This window comes from Streptomyces sp. NBC_01261 (assembly GCF_036226385.1).
Lineage (GTDB): Bacteria > Actinomycetota > Actinomycetes > Streptomycetales > Streptomycetaceae > Streptomyces.
On record NZ_CP108463.1, the window covers coordinates 887,906 to 904,308 of the forward strand.

General features: G+C 69.9%; 17 protein-coding genes. 12 read left to right on the forward strand and 5 right to left on the reverse strand.

Features of this window, described 5'->3' with window-relative positions; translation table 11 throughout:
- Positions 1 to 24 precede the first annotated feature (24 nt).
- Complete coding sequence (locus tag OG226_RS03875; RefSeq protein WP_329347897.1) at positions 25 to 495, reverse strand: cupin domain-containing protein; 471 nt, start codon at positions 493 to 495, stop codon at positions 25 to 27.
- 135 nt (positions 496 to 630) lie between these two features.
- Between OG226_RS03875 and OG226_RS03880 the strand changes: the two genes are divergently transcribed.
- From OG226_RS03880 to OG226_RS03905, 6 genes are all read left to right on the forward strand, one after another.
- Positions 631 to 1,098: a hypothetical protein gene (locus OG226_RS03880; RefSeq protein WP_329347898.1), complete on the forward strand. Its 468-nt coding sequence runs from the start codon at positions 631 to 633 to the stop codon at positions 1,096 to 1,098.
- A 369-nt stretch (positions 1,099 to 1,467) separates the two neighbouring features.
- A complete protein-coding gene (locus OG226_RS03885) occupies positions 1,468 to 2,742 on the forward strand; it encodes an ABC transporter substrate-binding protein (RefSeq protein WP_329347899.1) in 1,275 nt (424 codons plus the stop codon).
- A gap of 30 nt (positions 2,743 to 2,772) precedes the next feature.
- Entirely contained in the window at positions 2,773 to 5,553 is a 2,781-nt protein-coding gene (locus tag OG226_RS03890) for a branched-chain amino acid ABC transporter permease/ATP-binding protein (RefSeq protein ID WP_329347900.1), read from the forward strand.
- Positions 5,550 to 6,281 (forward strand): ABC transporter ATP-binding protein, encoded by a 732-nt coding sequence (locus tag OG226_RS03895; RefSeq protein ID WP_328675158.1) that lies wholly within the window; start codon positions 5,550 to 5,552, stop codon positions 6,279 to 6,281. The genes OG226_RS03890 and OG226_RS03895 overlap by 4 nt, the downstream gene beginning before the upstream one ends.
- 192 nt (positions 6,282 to 6,473) lie before the next feature.
- A complete protein-coding gene (locus OG226_RS03900) occupies positions 6,474 to 6,614 on the forward strand; it encodes a hypothetical protein (RefSeq protein ID WP_329347901.1) in 141 nt (46 codons plus the stop codon).
- A gap of 175 nt (positions 6,615 to 6,789) precedes the next feature.
- The gene (locus OG226_RS03905) at positions 6,790 to 7,014 is read left to right on the forward strand and encodes a hypothetical protein (RefSeq protein WP_329347902.1); all 225 of its coding nucleotides are present in this window, start codon (positions 6,790 to 6,792) and stop codon (positions 7,012 to 7,014) included.
- A 44-nt stretch (positions 7,015 to 7,058) separates the two neighbouring features.
- Here the strand turns inward: OG226_RS03905 and OG226_RS03910 are convergent, their stop codons facing one another.
- Positions 7,059 to 7,991, reverse strand: coding sequence for a LacI family DNA-binding transcriptional regulator (locus OG226_RS03910; RefSeq protein WP_329347903.1), 933 nt, complete (start codon positions 7,989 to 7,991; stop codon positions 7,059 to 7,061).
- A 175-nt stretch (positions 7,992 to 8,166) separates the two neighbouring features.
- Between OG226_RS03910 and OG226_RS03915 the strand changes: the two genes are divergently transcribed.
- Together OG226_RS03915 and OG226_RS03920 are read left to right on the forward strand one after the other, a co-directional pair.
- A complete protein-coding gene (locus tag OG226_RS03915; protein ID WP_329347904.1) occupies positions 8,167 to 8,949 on the forward strand; it encodes an alpha/beta hydrolase in 783 nt (260 codons plus the stop codon).
- Between the two features lie 183 nt (positions 8,950 to 9,132).
- Positions 9,133 to 11,607, forward strand: a complete 2,475-nt coding sequence (locus tag OG226_RS03920; RefSeq protein WP_329347905.1) for a glycoside hydrolase family 2 TIM barrel-domain containing protein — start codon at positions 9,133 to 9,135, stop codon at positions 11,605 to 11,607.
- Between the two features lie 316 nt (positions 11,608 to 11,923).
- On the opposite strand, the gene OG226_RS03925 is transcribed toward OG226_RS03920, so the two are convergent.
- A complete protein-coding gene (locus OG226_RS03925) occupies positions 11,924 to 12,289 on the reverse strand; it encodes a hypothetical protein (protein WP_328675160.1) in 366 nt (121 codons plus the stop codon).
- A 362-nt stretch (positions 12,290 to 12,651) separates the two neighbouring features.
- On the opposite strand from OG226_RS03925, the gene OG226_RS03930 reads away from it, so the two are divergent.
- The 4 genes from OG226_RS03930 (at position 12,652) to OG226_RS03945 (ending at position 14,813) form a co-directional block, all read left to right on the forward strand.
- Positions 12,652 to 12,801, forward strand: coding sequence for a hypothetical protein (locus OG226_RS03930; RefSeq protein WP_328675161.1), 150 nt, complete (start codon positions 12,652 to 12,654; stop codon positions 12,799 to 12,801).
- Positions 12,798 to 13,655, forward strand: a complete 858-nt coding sequence (locus OG226_RS03935) for a hypothetical protein (protein ID WP_329347906.1) — start codon at positions 12,798 to 12,800, stop codon at positions 13,653 to 13,655. The genes OG226_RS03930 and OG226_RS03935 overlap by 4 nt, the downstream gene beginning before the upstream one ends.
- 86 nt (positions 13,656 to 13,741) lie before the next feature.
- On the forward strand, positions 13,742 to 14,110 hold the full coding sequence (locus OG226_RS03940) for a roadblock/LC7 domain-containing protein (RefSeq protein ID WP_328675163.1): 369 nt from the start codon (positions 13,742 to 13,744) through the stop codon (positions 14,108 to 14,110).
- Positions 14,111 to 14,189: 79 nt separating this feature from the next.
- Positions 14,190 to 14,813: a dihydrofolate reductase family protein gene (locus tag OG226_RS03945; protein ID WP_329347907.1), complete on the forward strand. Its 624-nt coding sequence runs from the start codon at positions 14,190 to 14,192 to the stop codon at positions 14,811 to 14,813.
- 16 nt (positions 14,814 to 14,829) lie between these two features.
- Here the strand turns inward: OG226_RS03945 and OG226_RS03950 are convergent, their stop codons facing one another.
- Both OG226_RS03950 and OG226_RS03955 read right to left on the reverse strand, forming a co-directional pair.
- Positions 14,830 to 15,678, reverse strand: a complete 849-nt coding sequence (locus OG226_RS03950; protein WP_329347908.1) for an MOSC domain-containing protein — start codon at positions 15,676 to 15,678, stop codon at positions 14,830 to 14,832.
- 28 nt (positions 15,679 to 15,706) lie between these two features.
- Positions 15,707 to 16,396 carry a M24 family metallopeptidase gene (locus OG226_RS03955; protein WP_328675166.1) on the reverse strand — a complete coding sequence of 230 codons (690 nt, stop codon included), beginning with the start codon at positions 16,394 to 16,396 and terminating at the stop codon, positions 15,707 to 15,709.
- Positions 16,397 to 16,403: the final 7 nt, after the last annotated feature.

Genomic DNA, 16,403 nt, shown 5'->3' on the forward strand with positions numbered 1-16,403 from the left:
CCGGGACACGATCGTGTCGAGAACCTACCGCCGGACCCAGCCGACGTCGTGCCAGCACGTCTCCAACTCCCGCACCGGCTTGGGCCAGGTCTCGATGTAGGTGACGCCCTCGGGTCCCGCCGTCATCGTGTACGGAGTGCCGGCCCGGCTGAGGAAGAAGTCCCCCGGCCCGACCCGCACGGTCTGCGGCTCGCCCGCTTCGTAGTGCTCGATGTTGTACTCGCCGGCGAAGACGAAGAGCATCTCGTCGACGTTGTGGTGGTGCCGGGGCACCGTGAAGTCCGGGCGTACGCGCAGCGGGTTGCGGTTGAAGCGCGGTACGTCGATGGGCTTGGTGGTCACCCACATCGCCCCGTCGAACGTCGCCGCGAAGTCCACCGGCGCGTCCCGCAGCAGACCGCCGTCGTTCCAGAAGTACTGCGGATGGCCCTGCTGGTCCAGGGGCATGGGAACCCAGTCCGCGTCTTCCACCAGATCACCGAATGTAAGAGTCACGCGGCGACCGTATGCACGGCCGGACACCGTGTCGTGGAGAGGTTCCGCTCATCGGGACCCGTCCGCCAGGGGCTCCGGTCCCGGCCAACGGGATTCACACATGACACGTCCCACCCCGGTCCCCACTATCGGGGCATGGGAATCGAGTTCTTCAATCTGCTGTCGGACGAGGGCTGGATCGAGCTGCCGGTCGACCAGTCCGCTCCCACATATCTGTGGCACGAGGGCGGTCTCCTGGCCGATGCGCCGGTCGACATGGAGCAGACCTTCAAAGGGAACATGTGGTGGTCGACGAAGGTGGACCCGTCGTTCAATCTGAACGGCCTGCGGTGCGCGCCGAACTTCGCGGTCCCCCGCCACCATCACAACCTCGACGAGCTGATCATCGTCTTCGGCGGCGCGTTCCATGTCGCCTGGGGCAAGGACGGGGAAGAGGGCAGCCGGACCATCGGTCCGGGCGAGTTCTGGATCAGCGAGGCCGGGACTCCTTATCTCATGACGGCCGGTCCGGAGGGCGTCAGCTACATCGAGACCTGGCCCGAGCCGATGGCAGACCTGGAGACGTACTGGCACGACGCGGGCTGGGTCCATCGCGGCCAGTGAACAACACACCCATATATTACGGCCCCTCATATCAGGCTTGATGCCGCATGAGGGGCCGATCTCATGGACGAGTCCCGTACGCCCCACTCCAGCGTGGCCGAATTACGTATACTCTTCTTGCTTGCGGGCCACTGCTTCCGAAGATCGGCCACCCCTCTCCCCTCATCGGAGCAGGTCCGTCTCGTCGCCGGTCATGAAGTCCTCGGCACGCCGGCCGGCATGGTCTGCCGCGGCGCCCGGCCCTCGTGCCGTTCGACCTCCACGCGCGGCTCTCTCTTCACTTTCTCGGACGGCAGCGTCGCCGCACGGCGCCGCCGGTCGCTGATCGCAGCGAGTGCCGGACACTCGCCGAGACGTTGGGACGCAGACATGATCGAGTCGGTCGGACGAGCCCTCTCCTCAACCCGGTCGCGCGCGTCGGTCGCGCTGGTGTCGACCACGGTCCTGCTCGCGGGATGCGGTGGTAGCGGTGACGGCGCCACCGCCGCCGCGGGCAGCACGAAAATACCGGCAGCACTCGCGAGCGCTTTCCCCGGGAAGAAGGCCGCCGGTTCCCCGGTCAGGATCGGCCTCATCACCAATGAGGGCGGCGCCACCACCAGTCAGCCCGAGAACAGGGAGGCCGCGGAAGCGGCCCGGAAGTACGCCGACGACAACCTCGGCGGAATCGCGGGCAGGCCGATCGAGTTCGTGATCTGCAAGACGAAGGAGGAGCCGGCGACGGCACGGGACTGCGCGAACCAGATGGTCGAGCAGAAGGTCGACGCGGTGGTCCTGACCAGCAGTGGTCTGGGTGACTCCATGGTGCCGATCGTGACCCGGGCCGGCATTCCCTGGACGACGTCCATCGCCGCCAGCAATTCCGAGGGCACCACCGCCAACGCCTTCTCCTGGACGGGCGGTTTCCCGACGACCATGACGTCGATGGCCGCGTACGCGAAGGAGAAGGGCTACAAGAAGGTCGCCGCGTTCGTGATCGACGCGCCCGCCGCGGTCAGCGGTGTCGAGGCCATCGGCAAGCCGGTCTTCGCCAAGGCCGGTGTCGGTCTGCAGATCGTGACGATAGCGGCGGGCACACCGGACGCCTCTCCTCAGGTGAGTGCCGCGCTGCGCAACAGGCCCGACGCCGTCGCCGTCGTAGGAGAGTCGACGGTGTGCACCTCCGTGCTCCAGGCGATGAACACGCTCGGGGCCGGTATCGCCCGGATGAGCGTCCAGTCGTGTGTGGCCCCCGAGGTCGTCGACGCGGTGGGCGCGGGCATGGACGGCCTGCAGGTGTTCAGCAGCTTCGACGTGGCCAGCGACGACATCGAGGCCCGGCTCTATCGCCAGGTGATGAAGACATACAGCCCCAGCACACCGACCCAGGGGTACGCGGCGATCGGATACCAGGGCGTGCTCGGACTGGTGCGCGCGCTGCACGGCCTGACAGGCACGGTCTCGTCGAAGACGATCACGGCGGCGCTGCACTCCGCGAGGAACGTCGTACTGCCCGCCGGCCACGGCATCACGTTCAGCTGTGACTCCAAGGCGGTACCGGGGCTGCCGTCGGCCTGCTCGGCGAAGGAAGTCACCGGCACGGTGTCCAACGGCAAGGTGGGAAAAATGGGGGTCGTCGATCCCAGTCCGTTGTTCGCGCAGTAGTCACAGCAGCCGGAAGGGACGGTCTCGCCGATGAGCCAGTACGTCGTGTTTGTGTTGCTGGGCCTGGGAAGCGGGGCGGTGTTCGGCGCGCTCGCGCTCGCACTCGTGCTCACCTTCCGCAGTTCCGGGGTGGTCAACTTCGCCACCGGGGCCATCGCGTTGTACAGCGCGTACACCTACGCGTTCCTGCGCCAGGGCGAGTTGCTGGTGCCGTTGCCGGGGGTGCCGAAGACGGTCGGGCTCGGCGGTCCGCTCGGCCTCTTCCCGGCGATGGTCATCTCCCTTGTCCTCGCCGCCCTGTTGGGGGTGCTCCTGTACGGGCTGGTCTTCCGGCCGCTGCGCACCGCGCCGCCGGTGGCGAAGGCCGTCGCGTCGATCGGGGTGATGCTGGTGATCCAGGCAGTGCTCGCCGCGGCGGTGGGCACCGGGGCGGTGTCGGTCAGGGCCATCCTGCCCAACGACCCGGTGTCCTGGGGCGGTTCACTCCTCCCGGGTGACCGGCTGTGGTTCGCGGCGGTGATCGTCGTACTGACCGTCGTGCTGGCGCTGGTGTTCCGGCTGACCCGGTTCGGGCTCACCGCCCGGGCGGCGGCGGAGTCGGAGAAGGGCGCGCTGGTCAGCGGACTGTCGCCGGAGCGGATCGCGGTGGCGAACTGGGCGCTCAGCTCCGCCATCGCCGGTCTGTCCGGCATCCTGATCGCGCCGATCGTGCCGCTGGTCCCGGTCTCCTACACGCTGTTCATCGTGCCGGCCCTGGCGGCGGCCCTGGTCGGCAACTTCACCGCGCTGATCCCGGCCGTGGGAGCGGGTCTGGTCATCGGAATGCTCCAGTCGGAAGTGCAGTTCCTCCAGGGGAAGTGGTCGTGGCTCCCCCAGGCCGGTCTGGCCCAACTGGTGCCGCTGGCCGTCATTCTGGCCTACCTCGTGGTCCGCGGACGGCCGCTGCCCACGCGCGGCTCGCTGATCCAGCAGGCATTGGGCCGGGCACCCCGGCCCGACCGCGTCCTCGTCCCGGCCGTCGTGACTACGACCCTGGGTGTCGTCGTGCTCTTCGCGACCACCGGAAGCATCCGCGCGGCGGTGATCACCTCGCTGACCCTGGCGGTGATCTCGCTGTCGCTGGTGGTCGTCACCGGGTTCGCCGGGCAGATCTCGCTGGCGCAGCTGACCCTGGCGGGGGTCGGCGCGTTCAGCCTGAGCAGGCTGAGCGTCGAATGGGGTGTCCCCTTTCCGCTCGCTCCGTTGCTGGCGGCCTTGGCGGCGACAGTGATCGGTGTGGTGATCGGGCTGCCCGCGCTGCGGATCCGCGGCCTGCCGGCGGCGGTGGTCACGGTCGCGCTCGCGGTGGCTCTGGAGGCCTTCTGGTTCCGCAACACACAGCTCAACGGCGGCCTGGGCGGCTCGAAGGTGCCCTCACCCCACCTGTTCGGGATCGACCTGGGCATCGGAGCGGGCGACGACTATCCACGCATCCCGTTCGCGTTGCTCTGTCTGGTGGTGCTGCTGCTCGTCGCCCTGGGCGTGGCGTGGCTGCGCCGCAGCCGCCTCGGCGCCGCGATGCTCGCCGTGCGCGCCAATGAACGGTCGGCAGCAGCGGCGGGCATCGACGTAGCCCGCACGAAGATCGTCGCGTTCGCGATCGGAGCGTTCATCGCCGGGCTCGGGGGCGCCCTGCTGGGCTACCAACAGACCGTCGCCGACGCCGAGATGTTCACCGCGATCGGTGGTCTCGGCCTGTTCGCGACCGCCTACCTGGCCGGCATCACCTCGCTGTCCGGCGGCCTGGCCGCGGGGGTGATGGGGGCCGGCGGTCTGCTGCCCGTCCTCCTGGACCGGGCCCTGTCCATCGGCGAGTGGTACGACGTGATCATGGGCATCGGTCTCGTCCTCACCGTGATCTCGAACCCGGAAGGCATCGTCGGCCCGGCGCACGAACTGATGGCCCGGATACAGCGCGGGCGCCGCCCGGCCACCGTCGACGACGCGGACACGGACGGCCTCACCGAGACCGCACCGGCCACCCGCGCCCCGGTCCCCGGTCCGGGCGAGGTGGTCCTGGCGGTGCGCGATGTCGGGGTGCGCTACGGCGGTGTGGTGGCCGTCGACGCGGTGTCCTTCGAGGTCCGCTCGGGCGAGATCGTGGGCGTGATCGGCCCCAACGGCGCCGGGAAGACCACCCTCCTCGACGCGATCAGCGGATACAACCGCAGTACGGGAACGGTCGAGTTCGACAACCGGACGATCTCCTCACTGAAGCCGCACCAGCGCGGGCGGGCGGGCCTCGGACGCACCTTCCAGGGCATCGAGCTCTACGAGGACCTCAGCGTGGAGGAGAACGTACTGGCCGGGGAGGCGGCGGCCCGGCACGGCGGCGACCATGTCGGCACCATGCAGGGCCTTGAGCTGCGGAACCGGCTGTTCGAGACGCTGCACCTGAGCCGGTTCCGCACTCAGCCGGCGCGTGAACTCTCCCAGGGCAGGCGGCAGTTGGTGTCCATCGCGCGCGCCCTGGCCGGCCGCCCCCGGATGCTGCTGCTCGATGAACCCGCGGCCGGCCTGGACAGCTCCGAGAGCCGCTGGCTGGGCGACCGGCTGCGGGCCGTACGGGCCGACGGCGTGACGGTCCTGCTCATCGACCACGACATGGGGCTGGTGCTGGACGTGTGCGACCGCATCGTCGTCCTGGACATCGGAAAGGTCATCGCGGACGGAACTCCCGCCGAGATCAAGGCCGATCCACGGGTCGCCACCGCCTACCTCGGTGCGACGCACGCCGATACCGACGAGGTGCGCGGGGAGGTCGTCCAGTGACCGGGCAGGAACTGCTGAGGTGCGAGGGCGTGGACGCGGGCTACTCCAAGGGCAGGCCGGTGGTACGCGGCTTCGACCTGAAACTGCTCCCTGGTGAGGTCACTGCCCTGCTGGGGCCCAACGGGGCGGGAAAGACAACCCTGTTGATGACCCTCGCCGGCCTGCTGCCGCGCCTCGACGGAGCGGTGACGCTCGACGGACGGGAAATCCGTGGCGGGCGGGCACGTGAGGCCGCCCGGCGGGGACTGGTCCTCGTACCCGACGACCGGTCCCTGTTCACCCAGCTCACCGTGCGGGACAACCTGACGCTCGCGCGGCGGCGCCGGGGCAGCACCGTGGACCAGGTGCTCGACTTCTTCCCGGCGCTGGGAAAACGGCTGAAGGTCGCGGCCGGGATGCTCTCGGGCGGGGAGCAGCAGATGCTGGCCCTGGGCCGGGCCATGATCCAGGACCCCCGGGTACTGCTCGTCGACGAGTTGAGCATGGGGCTGGCGCCGGTGATCGTCGAGGAGCTGCTGCCGATCGTACGGCGGATCGCCGAGGACACCGGCACGGCGGTCGTGCTGGTCGAGCAGCACGTGAGACTGGCGCTCGACGTGGCGGACCGGGCGGTGGTCCTGGTGCACGGGGCGACGGTGTTGAGCGGTTCCGCCGCGGGACTCGGGGCGGACCCCGGTCTGCTGGAGCGCGCCTATCTCGGCGAGCGGGCGCCGGATCCGGTCACCTGACCACGCCCTTGATTCCTTGCAATAGGGATACTCATTAGTCCGCTCGGGTACGGAGGGATCGTCGCTGCTGTCGCGACACGGAAACGGAAAGAACGAGGGACGGAACATGACGAACAGCGAGGACGCGGCCGAGGAGAAGCGGCGAGGACCGGGCCCGCACCCGGCCGGAGCACCCGCGCGAAGCGTGTCGGCGTGAGGACGCCCCGGCTTCCCGGCGGCAACCGGTACGACGACCCGGCGCTCGGACTCGGCGTCCCCGAGCCCGTGTCGACCCCGCAGGTCGAGTCGTGGACCCGGGCGGCGGGACCGGACGGCGCGGACGGAGACGGGTAAGGCGAGATGATCGCGCGCCTGCGCGGCTTCCTGGACCATGTCGCGGCGGCACGGCCGGACCCCGGCTCGGTGGCCGCGCTGTCGCAGGACCTGGGCGCCTGGACCGAGCGGCTCGCCGACATGGCCGTTCCCGAGCGCGAGCAGGTCTTCGGGCATCGGGAGGACATGCCGGGCCGTGGCCAGACGATGGCGCCGTCCTTCCTGGTCCCGAGGCCGACCGTTCCAGCGTCCGTGGCACGGTCCGCTTCGGCGCGGTGCCTTCCCGCGCTACAACCGCAATCCGGGCACCGGCGAACCCAGGGCGACCGCGACGACCCTCCGCGTCGCGGACCAGGAGGTGTTCCACGACCCCGGATACCCCTCCGCGGTGCTCCTGCCGGTGCGGCAGACGATCCGGTAGCCGGCGGGTCCGCCCGCCGCGTTTGCCTGTGTGGAGGCGGTCGGCTACGCGGACTGTCGAACGATCACTCGTGCCGGTTCGGGGATGGTGTCGGCCGCGGGCAGGCCCAGCGCGCTGCGTGCGGCCATGCGGCCGATGGCCTCAGCGTCGAGGTGCACGGTGGTCAGGGCGGGTGAGAACAGTGCTCCGTGCGGGGTGTCGTCGAACCCGATGACGGCGAGGTCCCCCGGTGCCCGCAATCCCGTGTTCCGCATCGCGGCGAGCAGGACGAGTGCGAGGTCGTCGTTGTAGGCGAGGACGGCGGTGACGTCCGGGTGTTCGGTACGGAATGTCCGCAGCCGCTCCTCGGCGGCGCCGAGGCTGCCGGGCAGGACGAGGGTCGGGCAGTCGGCCAGGCCCGCGGCGTGCGTGGCCCGCCGGATGAGCCGCCCTCGCAGTCCGGCCAGGGCCTGGAGTTCCGGAGTGTCCGGCATGGCCGTGGCGATGTGCCGGTGGCCCCGGTCGACCAGGTACCGGACCGGGACGTCGGCCTGCGCGGAGAACGCGTCGAAAGATGTCTCCGCGTCGGTGACGATGTCGTCCACGCTCTCCGCGTCGCCGAGATCGATCACGGCCCGCGCGGAGACGGCCTGCGCCACGTCGGACAGTGCCTGCGAGGAGAGGTGGCCGTGCATCACCAGCAACACGTGGTGATGTGCGGCGAGTTCGGCGTCGAGGCCCCTGATGTAGCTGCCGAGGCTGTTGCCGGTGGGGACTCCCTCGATGTTGAGCAGGACGATGCGGGACGCTCCTTTGCGCAGTGCCTGCGCCGAGCCGTTGGGGACGTAGTCGAGGTCGCGAGCAGCCTGTCGTACTCGTTCCCGTGTCTCCTCGGAGACGTGCCCGGCCGCCCCGTTGAGGACGAAGCTCACCGTGGTCTGTGAGACACCACTGGCCCGGGCGACGTCCTTGGCTGTCGCGCGTGCGGACCCGCTCACTCTCGCTCCTCGGAACGGGGCCGCCAACGGGCCCCTGCGTGCGGTCTGTCCGATCTGGCCCGGTCTGGGGGTTGTGCGATGTGCGATGCGTTGGTTACCGTACCGCACATCGCTGGTAATACGATTTACCACTGGCCCGGTAAGGACCCCGGACCGGATTCGAGGAGAGGCGCCCATGCAGCTCGACCTGGTCGACCCGGAGCTGCACCGCGCCGTCAGGCGGATGCCACGACTGCCGGTCCGCGGGAAGGTGGGGCGGCGCATCGTGCGCGCCGTGGTCCGCAGGGGCGGGATCGGCAAACCCGCCGCGGGCGTCACCATCACGGATGTCGACGAGGGACAGCGCATCCGCCTGTACACCCCTGCCGGTGGTGGTTCGGGGGCGGCCCTGCTGTGGGTGCACGGCGGCGGATACCTCATCGACGGCATCGCCCAGGACGACGCCCTCTGCTCCACGACGGCCCGCGAACTCGACATCGTCGTCGTCTCGGCGGACTACCGCCTCGCCCCCGAACACCCCTTCCCCGCCGCACTCGACGACACCTTCACCGCCTGGCAGTGGTTGCAGGCGTCGGCCGGGAAGCTCGGCATCGACCCGGAGCGCGTCGCCCTAGGGGGTTCCAGCGCCGGCGCGGGCCTGGCCGCCTGCCTGGTACAGCGGCTGCACGACGCCGGCGGGACCCAGCCCCTCGCGCAGTGGCTGCTCGCCCCGATGCTCGACGACCGCACCGCCGCGCGCCGCGAACTCGACCCCGCACAGCACCTGGTGTGGAACAACGCCGCGAACCGGACCGGCTGGGGCGCCTACCTCGGCGGTCTGCCCGCGGCCTGGATCGGCGTGGGCGACATCGACCTGTTCACCGACGAGTGCCGCGCCTACGCCGACCGGCTGCGCGAAGCGGGCGTGGACTGCGCCTTCGACCTCGTCCCCGGTGCTCCGCACGGTTTCGAGGGCTGAGCCCCCGACACCCGCATCGCCCGCGGACTGCTGACGCAGCCGTGCCTGGCTGGGCACGGGGCTGACCGGACCGGCCCCGGCCGCCCCCGGCCAGGCGTAGGCCCGAGCGGCACGGGGCCACAGGGCCCGAACAGCACCGGATCCCGCCGGTCCGAGACACCCCCGCACCTCACGGAGACCCCCATGATCCGCACGTCCTTCAACGACGGCTGGCACAGCCGCCCCAAGGTCAACCCCTTCGCCGAACTGTCCGGCGCGAAGATCCCCTACCGGCCGGTGGCGCTGCCGCACGACGCGATGATCGCGCAGGACCGCCCGGCGCCCGACGGCGAGGTCACGATGGAGGGCGGCGCGGGCGCCTATTTCCCGGGCGGAACGTACGAGTACCGCAAGACGTTCACGGTCCCCGAGGAACACCGGGGCCGGCGGATCCTCATCGAGTTCGAGGGCGTCCACCGCGACGCCGTCGTCCACATCAACGGGGACTACGCGGGCCAACGCCCCTTCGGCTACTCGCACTTCCGCATCGACGCGGACCGTTTCCTGCGTTACGGCGACGACGGCGACAACGAGATCCGCGTCGAGGCCCGCGCCCACCGCGACTCGCGCTGGTACACCGGCGCGGGCATCTACCGCGACACGTGGATGCTCGTCGGCGAACTGGTCCGTATCGCGCCCGACGGGGTTCGTGTCACCACCCCGGACATCGACGGGGAGCGCGCCGTGGTCGAGGTCGCGACGGAGGTCGAGAACGACTCGATCGCGATCCGTACGGTCGACGTCGTCACCGAGATCCGCGACGGCGGCGGGAATGTCGTCGCGAGCGACGTCTCGAAGGTCACGGTGCTGCCGGGCGAGCCCGCGACCGTACGCCAACGCCTGTACGTCCGCGACCCGTTGCTGTGGGGCACGAACACGCCCGCCCTCCACACCGCCACCGTGAACCTGAAGGACCTGGACACCGAGACCGTCACCTTCGGGATCCGTTCGCTGCGCCTGGACCCCGTGCACGGGCTGCGGATCAACGGGGAGACCGTCAAGCTGCGCGGTGCCTGCGTCCATCACGACAACGGGGTGCTGGGCGCGGCGACCTTCCCCCGTGCCGAGGAGCGCCGGGTCCACCTCCTCAAGGACGCCGGGTTCAACGCGCTCCGCATGTCCCACAACCCCATGAGCAAGGCGATGCTGGACGCGTGCGACCGGCTCGGCATGCTCGTCATGGACGAGACCTTCGACGTGTGGACGTCCGGCAAGAGCGAGTTCGACTACAGCCTGAACTTCCCCGAATGGTGGGAGCGCGACGTCGAGGCGATGGTCGCCAAGGACTTCAACCATCCCAGCGTGATCATGTACTCGATCGGCAACGAGATCCCTGAGACCGGCTCGCCCTCCGGCGCCGCATGGGGGCGCAGACTCGCCGAGAAAGTCCGGTCGTTGGACTCCACCCGCTACGTCACCAACGCCGTCAACGGCATGCTCTCCGTCATGTCCGAACTGGGCAGACTGGCCCAGCAGGCACAGGAGAAGAAGGCCGCGGAAGCGGGTGCGGACGCGGCCGGGACCGAGGGCAGGGGCATCAACTCCCTGATGACCGACGCGGGGGACATGATGAACGCGATCAGCGCCTCCAGCCTCGTCACGGAGAAGACGGCCGAGTCGTTCGCCGTGCTCGACGTCGCCGGCATGAACTACGCCGAGGCCCGCTACGCCCTGGACCGCGAGCTGTTCCCCAACCGGATCATCGTCGGCACCGAGACCTTCCCCACCCGTATCGACGGCAACTGGCGGCTGGTCGAGGAACACGGGCATGTCATCGGCGACTTCACCTGGACCGGCTGGGACTACCTGGGCGAGGTGGGCATCGGCCGCCCCCAGTACCTCTCCCCCCAGACGCCCCGCCCCGTCCACACGGCGCCCTACCCCTACCTGCTGGCGGGCTGTGGCGACCTCGACATCACCGGCCACCGGCGCCCCGCCTCCTACTACCGCGAGATCGTCTTCGGTCTGCGGACCGTTCCCTACGTCGTGGTCCGCCGCCCCGAACACCACGGCAAGGCCTACGCCGGGTCGCCCTGGGCATGGAGCGACACCGTCGCCACCTGGACCTGGCCCGGCTTCGAGGGCGAACCGGTCACGATCGAGGTCTACGGCGACGCCGACGAGGCCGAACTCCTCGTCAACGGCGTCTCGTTGGGACGACAGCCGGTGGGCCCGCAGCATCGCTTCCGTACCGAGTTCGAGACGTCGTACGAGCCCGGTGAACTCCTCGCGATCGCCTACCGAGACGGTGTCGAGACCGGCCGTACCACCCTGATGTCCGCGACCGGCCCGCTGTACCTGCGGGCCGAGTCCGACCGCCCGGTCATCACGGCGAACGGCGGGGACCTCGCGTACGTCTCCCTCACCCTGACGGACCCGGACGGCACCCTGAACACCGCGGCCGACCGAGGGGTGCGCCTCGAAGTCACCGGCGCGGGGGTCCTGTTGGGCTTCGGCAGCGCCGATCCGGCTTCCGAGGAACGCTTCGACGCCACCGAACGCCGTACCTACGAAGGCCGCGTCCTCGCCGTCCTGCGCCCGACTGGCCCGGGCGAGATCCACCTGACCGCCTCGGCACCGGAGTGCGCCCCGGTCGACGTCGTCGTCACGGTCGAATAGGCGGACAACCCCGGTCGAGCGGCGGGCAATGCCCCGTGCACGGATGTCGCAGTCATCGGAGAGGTGGGCGCCCGAGATCTCGCAGACCCGTCCGCGATTCTCCCGACGCCCCTCCCGAGAATGCGGGAAGCGGCTCGCCGGAGCGAGACCGCGATAGCGGACCGCACATGAGTGGACTAGACAATTAAGCGGCTTCAGCCCCCAGGCGATGTCCCGGAATACGGCGCCTCCAGGACCCGGCCGGTCCCGGCGTACATTGCCCCACCGAGACCGGCCCGACATGACGACTACTCAATTGTCATATGCCCCACCGTGTTTATACCTCCAGGCTGGCCTCAAGGCGCTTGAGGTTATGCCTCGCCAGCGCCAGATTGCTGCGCTCGCGGTCCAGCGCCAGATACAGGAAGAGCGAACCGTGCGCGGTCGCCAGCGGCCTGATCAGGTGGTACTGCTGACCGAGAGTGATCAGGATGTCCTCGATGCGGTCGTCCATGTTGATGGACTTCAGGGTGCGCTGCTTGGCCCGCACGACCTCGGTGTTGCCCGCCCCCGCGACCTCCAGGTCCAGATGCGGACCGCCGCCCAACGCCCCCAGCGTCATGCCGCTCTCGTAGTCGACCAGGGACACCCCCAGGGCCCCGTCGATAGTCATCGCTTCCTTGAGTGTCGCCTCAATGTTCACGTGGTGCCTCGTTCCCCTCACCCCGGCAAGATTCAGCATCTCGCCACGAAAACGGTCTCAATGCGAACCGCTCCGGTAACAGACAACACCATCTTTAGTCAGAGTTGCGATAGTTGGCAAATAAAGTAGTCTGCTCGCCGGAGTGACTGAAGGGGGGACCTTTGTCATCGCTCGACGCCGCGCTGGGCCGCGCCCTGAGCACGCCCGGCATCAGCGGAGCCGCGGTACTCGATGCCGTCACCGGCCTCTCCTATGCGGAGTCGGGGGATATGAGTGCCAGTCAGGACTCTTGCGAAATAGCTGAATTGGCGCGCACGCGCCTCGTTCGGGCAGGCGCGACAGGGGAGTTGGAGAGCGTCATCGTGACAACCTCCACCAGGCACCTGGTGACGATCCAACTCCCGCGGCAGGGCGACCCCTTGCTGCTGTGCGCGACCGTCGACCGCGACCGCACGAACCTCAGCTGGGCGCTGCGCGAACTGAACCGGCACGCCGACGAGTTGCTGGCATGACGGAAGGCACCGAGGAACCGCTCGCCGACTCCCGCAACGTTCCCGCCCTGTTGGCGGCGCTCCGGGCCCGACAGCGTTCCTGCACCGTGGTCGTGACCGGCTCCCCGGGCGGCTCGATCCATGTGCGCGACGGTCTTGTGGTGGCGATGGAGACCCCTGGCGCACCGGGTATCGAGGGGCTGCTGCTCAGGTCGGGCCGGATCGGTGAGCAGGAGTGGTCGGCGGTCCGCGCCTCCGACACCACCCATGAGCACCTCGCCGCCGAACTCGTGGCCCAAGGGCTCGTCGGCGCCGGCGAGTTGGAGGTCATCAGCCTCGGCGCGCTCTTCGACGCGGCCTTCGCGCTCTCCCTCGCCGTACCGGACAGCTGGGAAGTCAGCGACCCCGTGCCGACGTTGTACCGCAACGCCGGCGTCACCCCCGAGCGACTCCTCGGCGAGGTGTCCCGGCGCATCGACCTCCTTGCCGGGGAGCCCGGTTCGGTCGCCGCTCTCGCCCGCACCCGTATCCAGTCGGCTTCCACCGCACACCTCCCCGAATCCGTCGACGGACTTCCGGCCCGGCACCGAGCCGTCCTGGCCGCCGCGGACGGACGCCGGACGGCGAGGGACATCGCCTTCGCCCTCGGCCGGGGCCTCTTCGCCGTCATGCTCGACCTACGACACCTGCTGGACCGGGGCCTCGTCCTACCGCACACACCCTCGGCGAACGGCCGGCCGAGCACCGCACCACGCGTCACACCCTCCGCGGTGACCCCCTCGACCGTGGCGCAGCCCTCCGCACCCGACTCCGCCTCGCTCCCGCGTCGCCTCTCCGGCCGGAACTCCGCGCCGACCCGCCGGCCCCACGACTGAACCACCTGTCCCGCAGCCACGTCCCCACCGGGCTCCCCTCCTGCCTCGTTCTCCCACCGCCTGCACGCAAACAGGAAGAAGCCGCCATGAGCGACCCCGTGACCGACCTCCTCATCGCCCTTCGGGACAACGTGATGGGAGTCACCGAGACCACGCTGGCCACCAGCGACGGGCTCGTCGTGGCGAGCGACACGACCAAGACCCACCCCGAGTCCATGGCCGCGGTGGCGGCGGCGACCCTGGCCCTCGGCCACCGCCTCGCCGACCAGGGCGGCACCGGCCACCTCCGCGAGATCAGCGCGCGCTGCAGCACGGGGCACGTGATCGTGACGGCCGTAGGAGAGCGTGCGTTGCTCGCCGTGGTCGCGGACGACGGTCTGGACGAGGCGGCGTTCCGTCGCGAGGTCCCGGCCGTCACGGCGAAACTGCGCCGGCATCTGGACGAGGACGTGTAGCTGGGCACGTCGAATGCGCCGGTTCCCGATCGACGTGAGGGTGGAAGCAGCAGTACCTCCACGACTCAGGAGCACCATCGTGACCGTGACCGCGGATCTGGCCATCTCCCTCGACGGCTACATCGCCGGCACCGGCGTGACCGTCGACAACCCGGGCGGCGACGGCGCCGAACCGCTCTTCGAGTGGATCCACAGTCTGGCGAGCTGGCGGGAGCGCCAGGGCATGACCGGTGGGGAGGAGAACCGCGACTCCGAGTTGATGCGGGAGTGGTTCGACGCGACCGGAGCAGTGGTGATGGGCCGGATGATGTACGACACCGGGGAGGAGTTCTGGGGCGACAACCCGCCCTTCCGCACCCCGGTCTTCGTCCTCACCCACCGTCCCCGGCCGACCCTCGTCAAGGAGGGCGGCACCACCTTCACCTTTGTCACCGACGGCATCCACAGCGCGCTCGGTCGGGCGCAGGCCGTCGCCGACGGCCGGAACGTCGACATCGCGGGCGGTGCGAGCACGGTGCGTCAGTACCTCGGGGAGGGTCTCATCGACGAACTCCAACTCCATGTGGTGCCCGCCCTCCTCGGCGCGGGCCTGCGGCTCTTCGAAGGCCCGGGCGCGGGACCGCGGCGCGTCGAGCCGCTCAGGGTGGTCGAGACTCCTCGCGCCACGCACCTGAAGTACCGCTTCGGCAGCACCGAGGACTGACCCGTCCTGAGGGTGGTCACGCGGCCGTCCCCTCCAACGCGATCGGGTCGCCCACCCGGACCGTCCCCGCCTCCAGTACGTCCAGGTACACGCCGAGGCACGACAGCCGCCCGAGGTCGAACACCGGGACGCGGTGTTCCCGGGCGATCGCGCGCATGAGGCCGGGGTCCGGCGGGAGTTCGTCGTGGCCGAGGGTGGGGATCACGCAGCGAGGGGTGGGGACCAGGACGCGGAACAGCGCCTCGCCCACGCGCAGGCGCGACCCGACCCAGTCGTCCTCCGGAAAGCCGGGCCCGCCAGGGGTGTTGACGACCAGGTTCGGCCGGAAGCGGCGCGCGTCGAAGTCCCCGGCGGGATACACGCTGCGCATCCGGTCCAGGGCGGCCGTGGTGACGAGATGGACCCGGCCGAAGTCGAAGAACGTGCCCGGCGCGACACCGCCCGTGGTGATGCTCTCCCCCGTCGCGTCGACGGTCGCCGACTCCCGTACGACGTCCGGGACTCCGCCCTCGTACTCGGGTACGGCACGCTCCAGCCGACTGTGTTCCGGTACGACGCCGGACACGGACACCTGTCGGCCCAGCAGTTTGGACAACTCCGCGTCCAGCTCGGGGTCTTCGACCGGTAGGGCGGTGCCGTCCGGCAGGGCGACCCGGACCACACCGGAGTCGTCGAGTCGGCTCCGGCAGCGCAGCAACTCACCCCACTTCCGGGGGTGTTTGGCGCTGCCCACCGCACCCGTCCCGTCGAGGACGGCATAGGACCGGTCCCCGGACAGGCCACTCTCCGTGACCGCGACGGCGATCACGGCCTCACCCGACATCGACTTCACCGGATACCGGTACAGCGCCGCCACAGTCCCCATGGATCAACTATTGCCGACCCAACTGCCGTCAGAGGGTGAGGAGTTCCTCGTAGAAACCGCCGAAACCCCGTTCCCGGTCGATGAGATGGATCTCCAGGATCCAGTGACAGGCACGCCCGGCCTTGTCCGTGCGGCGCATGGGCGTGTCGTTCTCGGGGGTGACGTACGACTCGACGTGCGCGCCCTCGATCGTCTCGTGCGGGAACTCGCCGACCAGGTGCCCGGCGTGCCAACCGCCCAGTTCCCAACCGGCCTTGTCGGCAAGGCGGGCGACCTCGGTGTGCAGGCGGGCGCCGGTGATGTCCGGGGTGCTGTCGAAGAAGCGCCGACCGGCCGCGAACACCTTGGGGAGGTCGTCACGCAGCCGGTGCTTGACCGGGTCGTCGCCCAGCACGAAGGTCCGGCCGAAGTCGGCCTCGTACTCCTCGAAGATCGGCCCGAAGTCGGCGAACACGATGTCGTCCGCGCCGATCACCCTGTCCGGCGGGTTCTCCTTGTACGGCGCGAGCGTGTTCGGCCCCGAGCGCACGATCCGCTTGTGCCAGTGCCGGGTGGTCCCGAAGAGCTCGTTCGCGAGGTCACGAACCCGGTCGCTGACGGCCCGCTCCCCCTCGCCGGGCGCCACGAGCCCGCGCTCCTCGACCTCCGAGAAGAGCAGCGCGGCCTTGGCCTGGGCATCGAGCAGACCTGCGGCCCGCGTGGGTTCGTCATCAGCCATGGGGCGA

Coding starts and splice junctions, on each gene's coding strand:
- OG226_RS03880 (WP_329347898.1), top strand. CDS start 631: ATGGGAATCGAGTTCTTCAATCTGCTGTCGGACGAGGGCTGGATCGAG.
- OG226_RS03885 (WP_329347899.1), top strand. CDS start 1,468: ATGATCGAGTCGGTCGGACGAGCCCTCTCCTCAACCCGGTCGCGCGCG.
- OG226_RS03890 (WP_329347900.1), top strand. CDS start 2,773: ATGAGCCAGTACGTCGTGTTTGTGTTGCTGGGCCTGGGAAGCGGGGCG.
- OG226_RS03915 (WP_329347904.1), top strand. CDS start 8,167: ATGCAGCTCGACCTGGTCGACCCGGAGCTGCACCGCGCCGTCAGGCGG.
- OG226_RS03920 (WP_329347905.1), top strand. CDS start 9,133: ATGATCCGCACGTCCTTCAACGACGGCTGGCACAGCCGCCCCAAGGTC.
- OG226_RS03935 (WP_329347906.1), top strand. CDS start 12,798: ATGACGGAAGGCACCGAGGAACCGCTCGCCGACTCCCGCAACGTTCCC.
- OG226_RS03940 (WP_328675163.1), top strand. CDS start 13,742: ATGAGCGACCCCGTGACCGACCTCCTCATCGCCCTTCGGGACAACGTG.
- OG226_RS03950 (WP_329347908.1), bottom strand. CDS start 15,678: ATGGGGACTGTGGCGGCGCTGTACCGGTATCCGGTGAAGTCGATGTCG.
- OG226_RS03955 (WP_328675166.1), bottom strand. CDS start 16,396: ATGGCTGATGACGAACCCACGCGGGCCGCAGGTCTGCTCGATGCCCAG.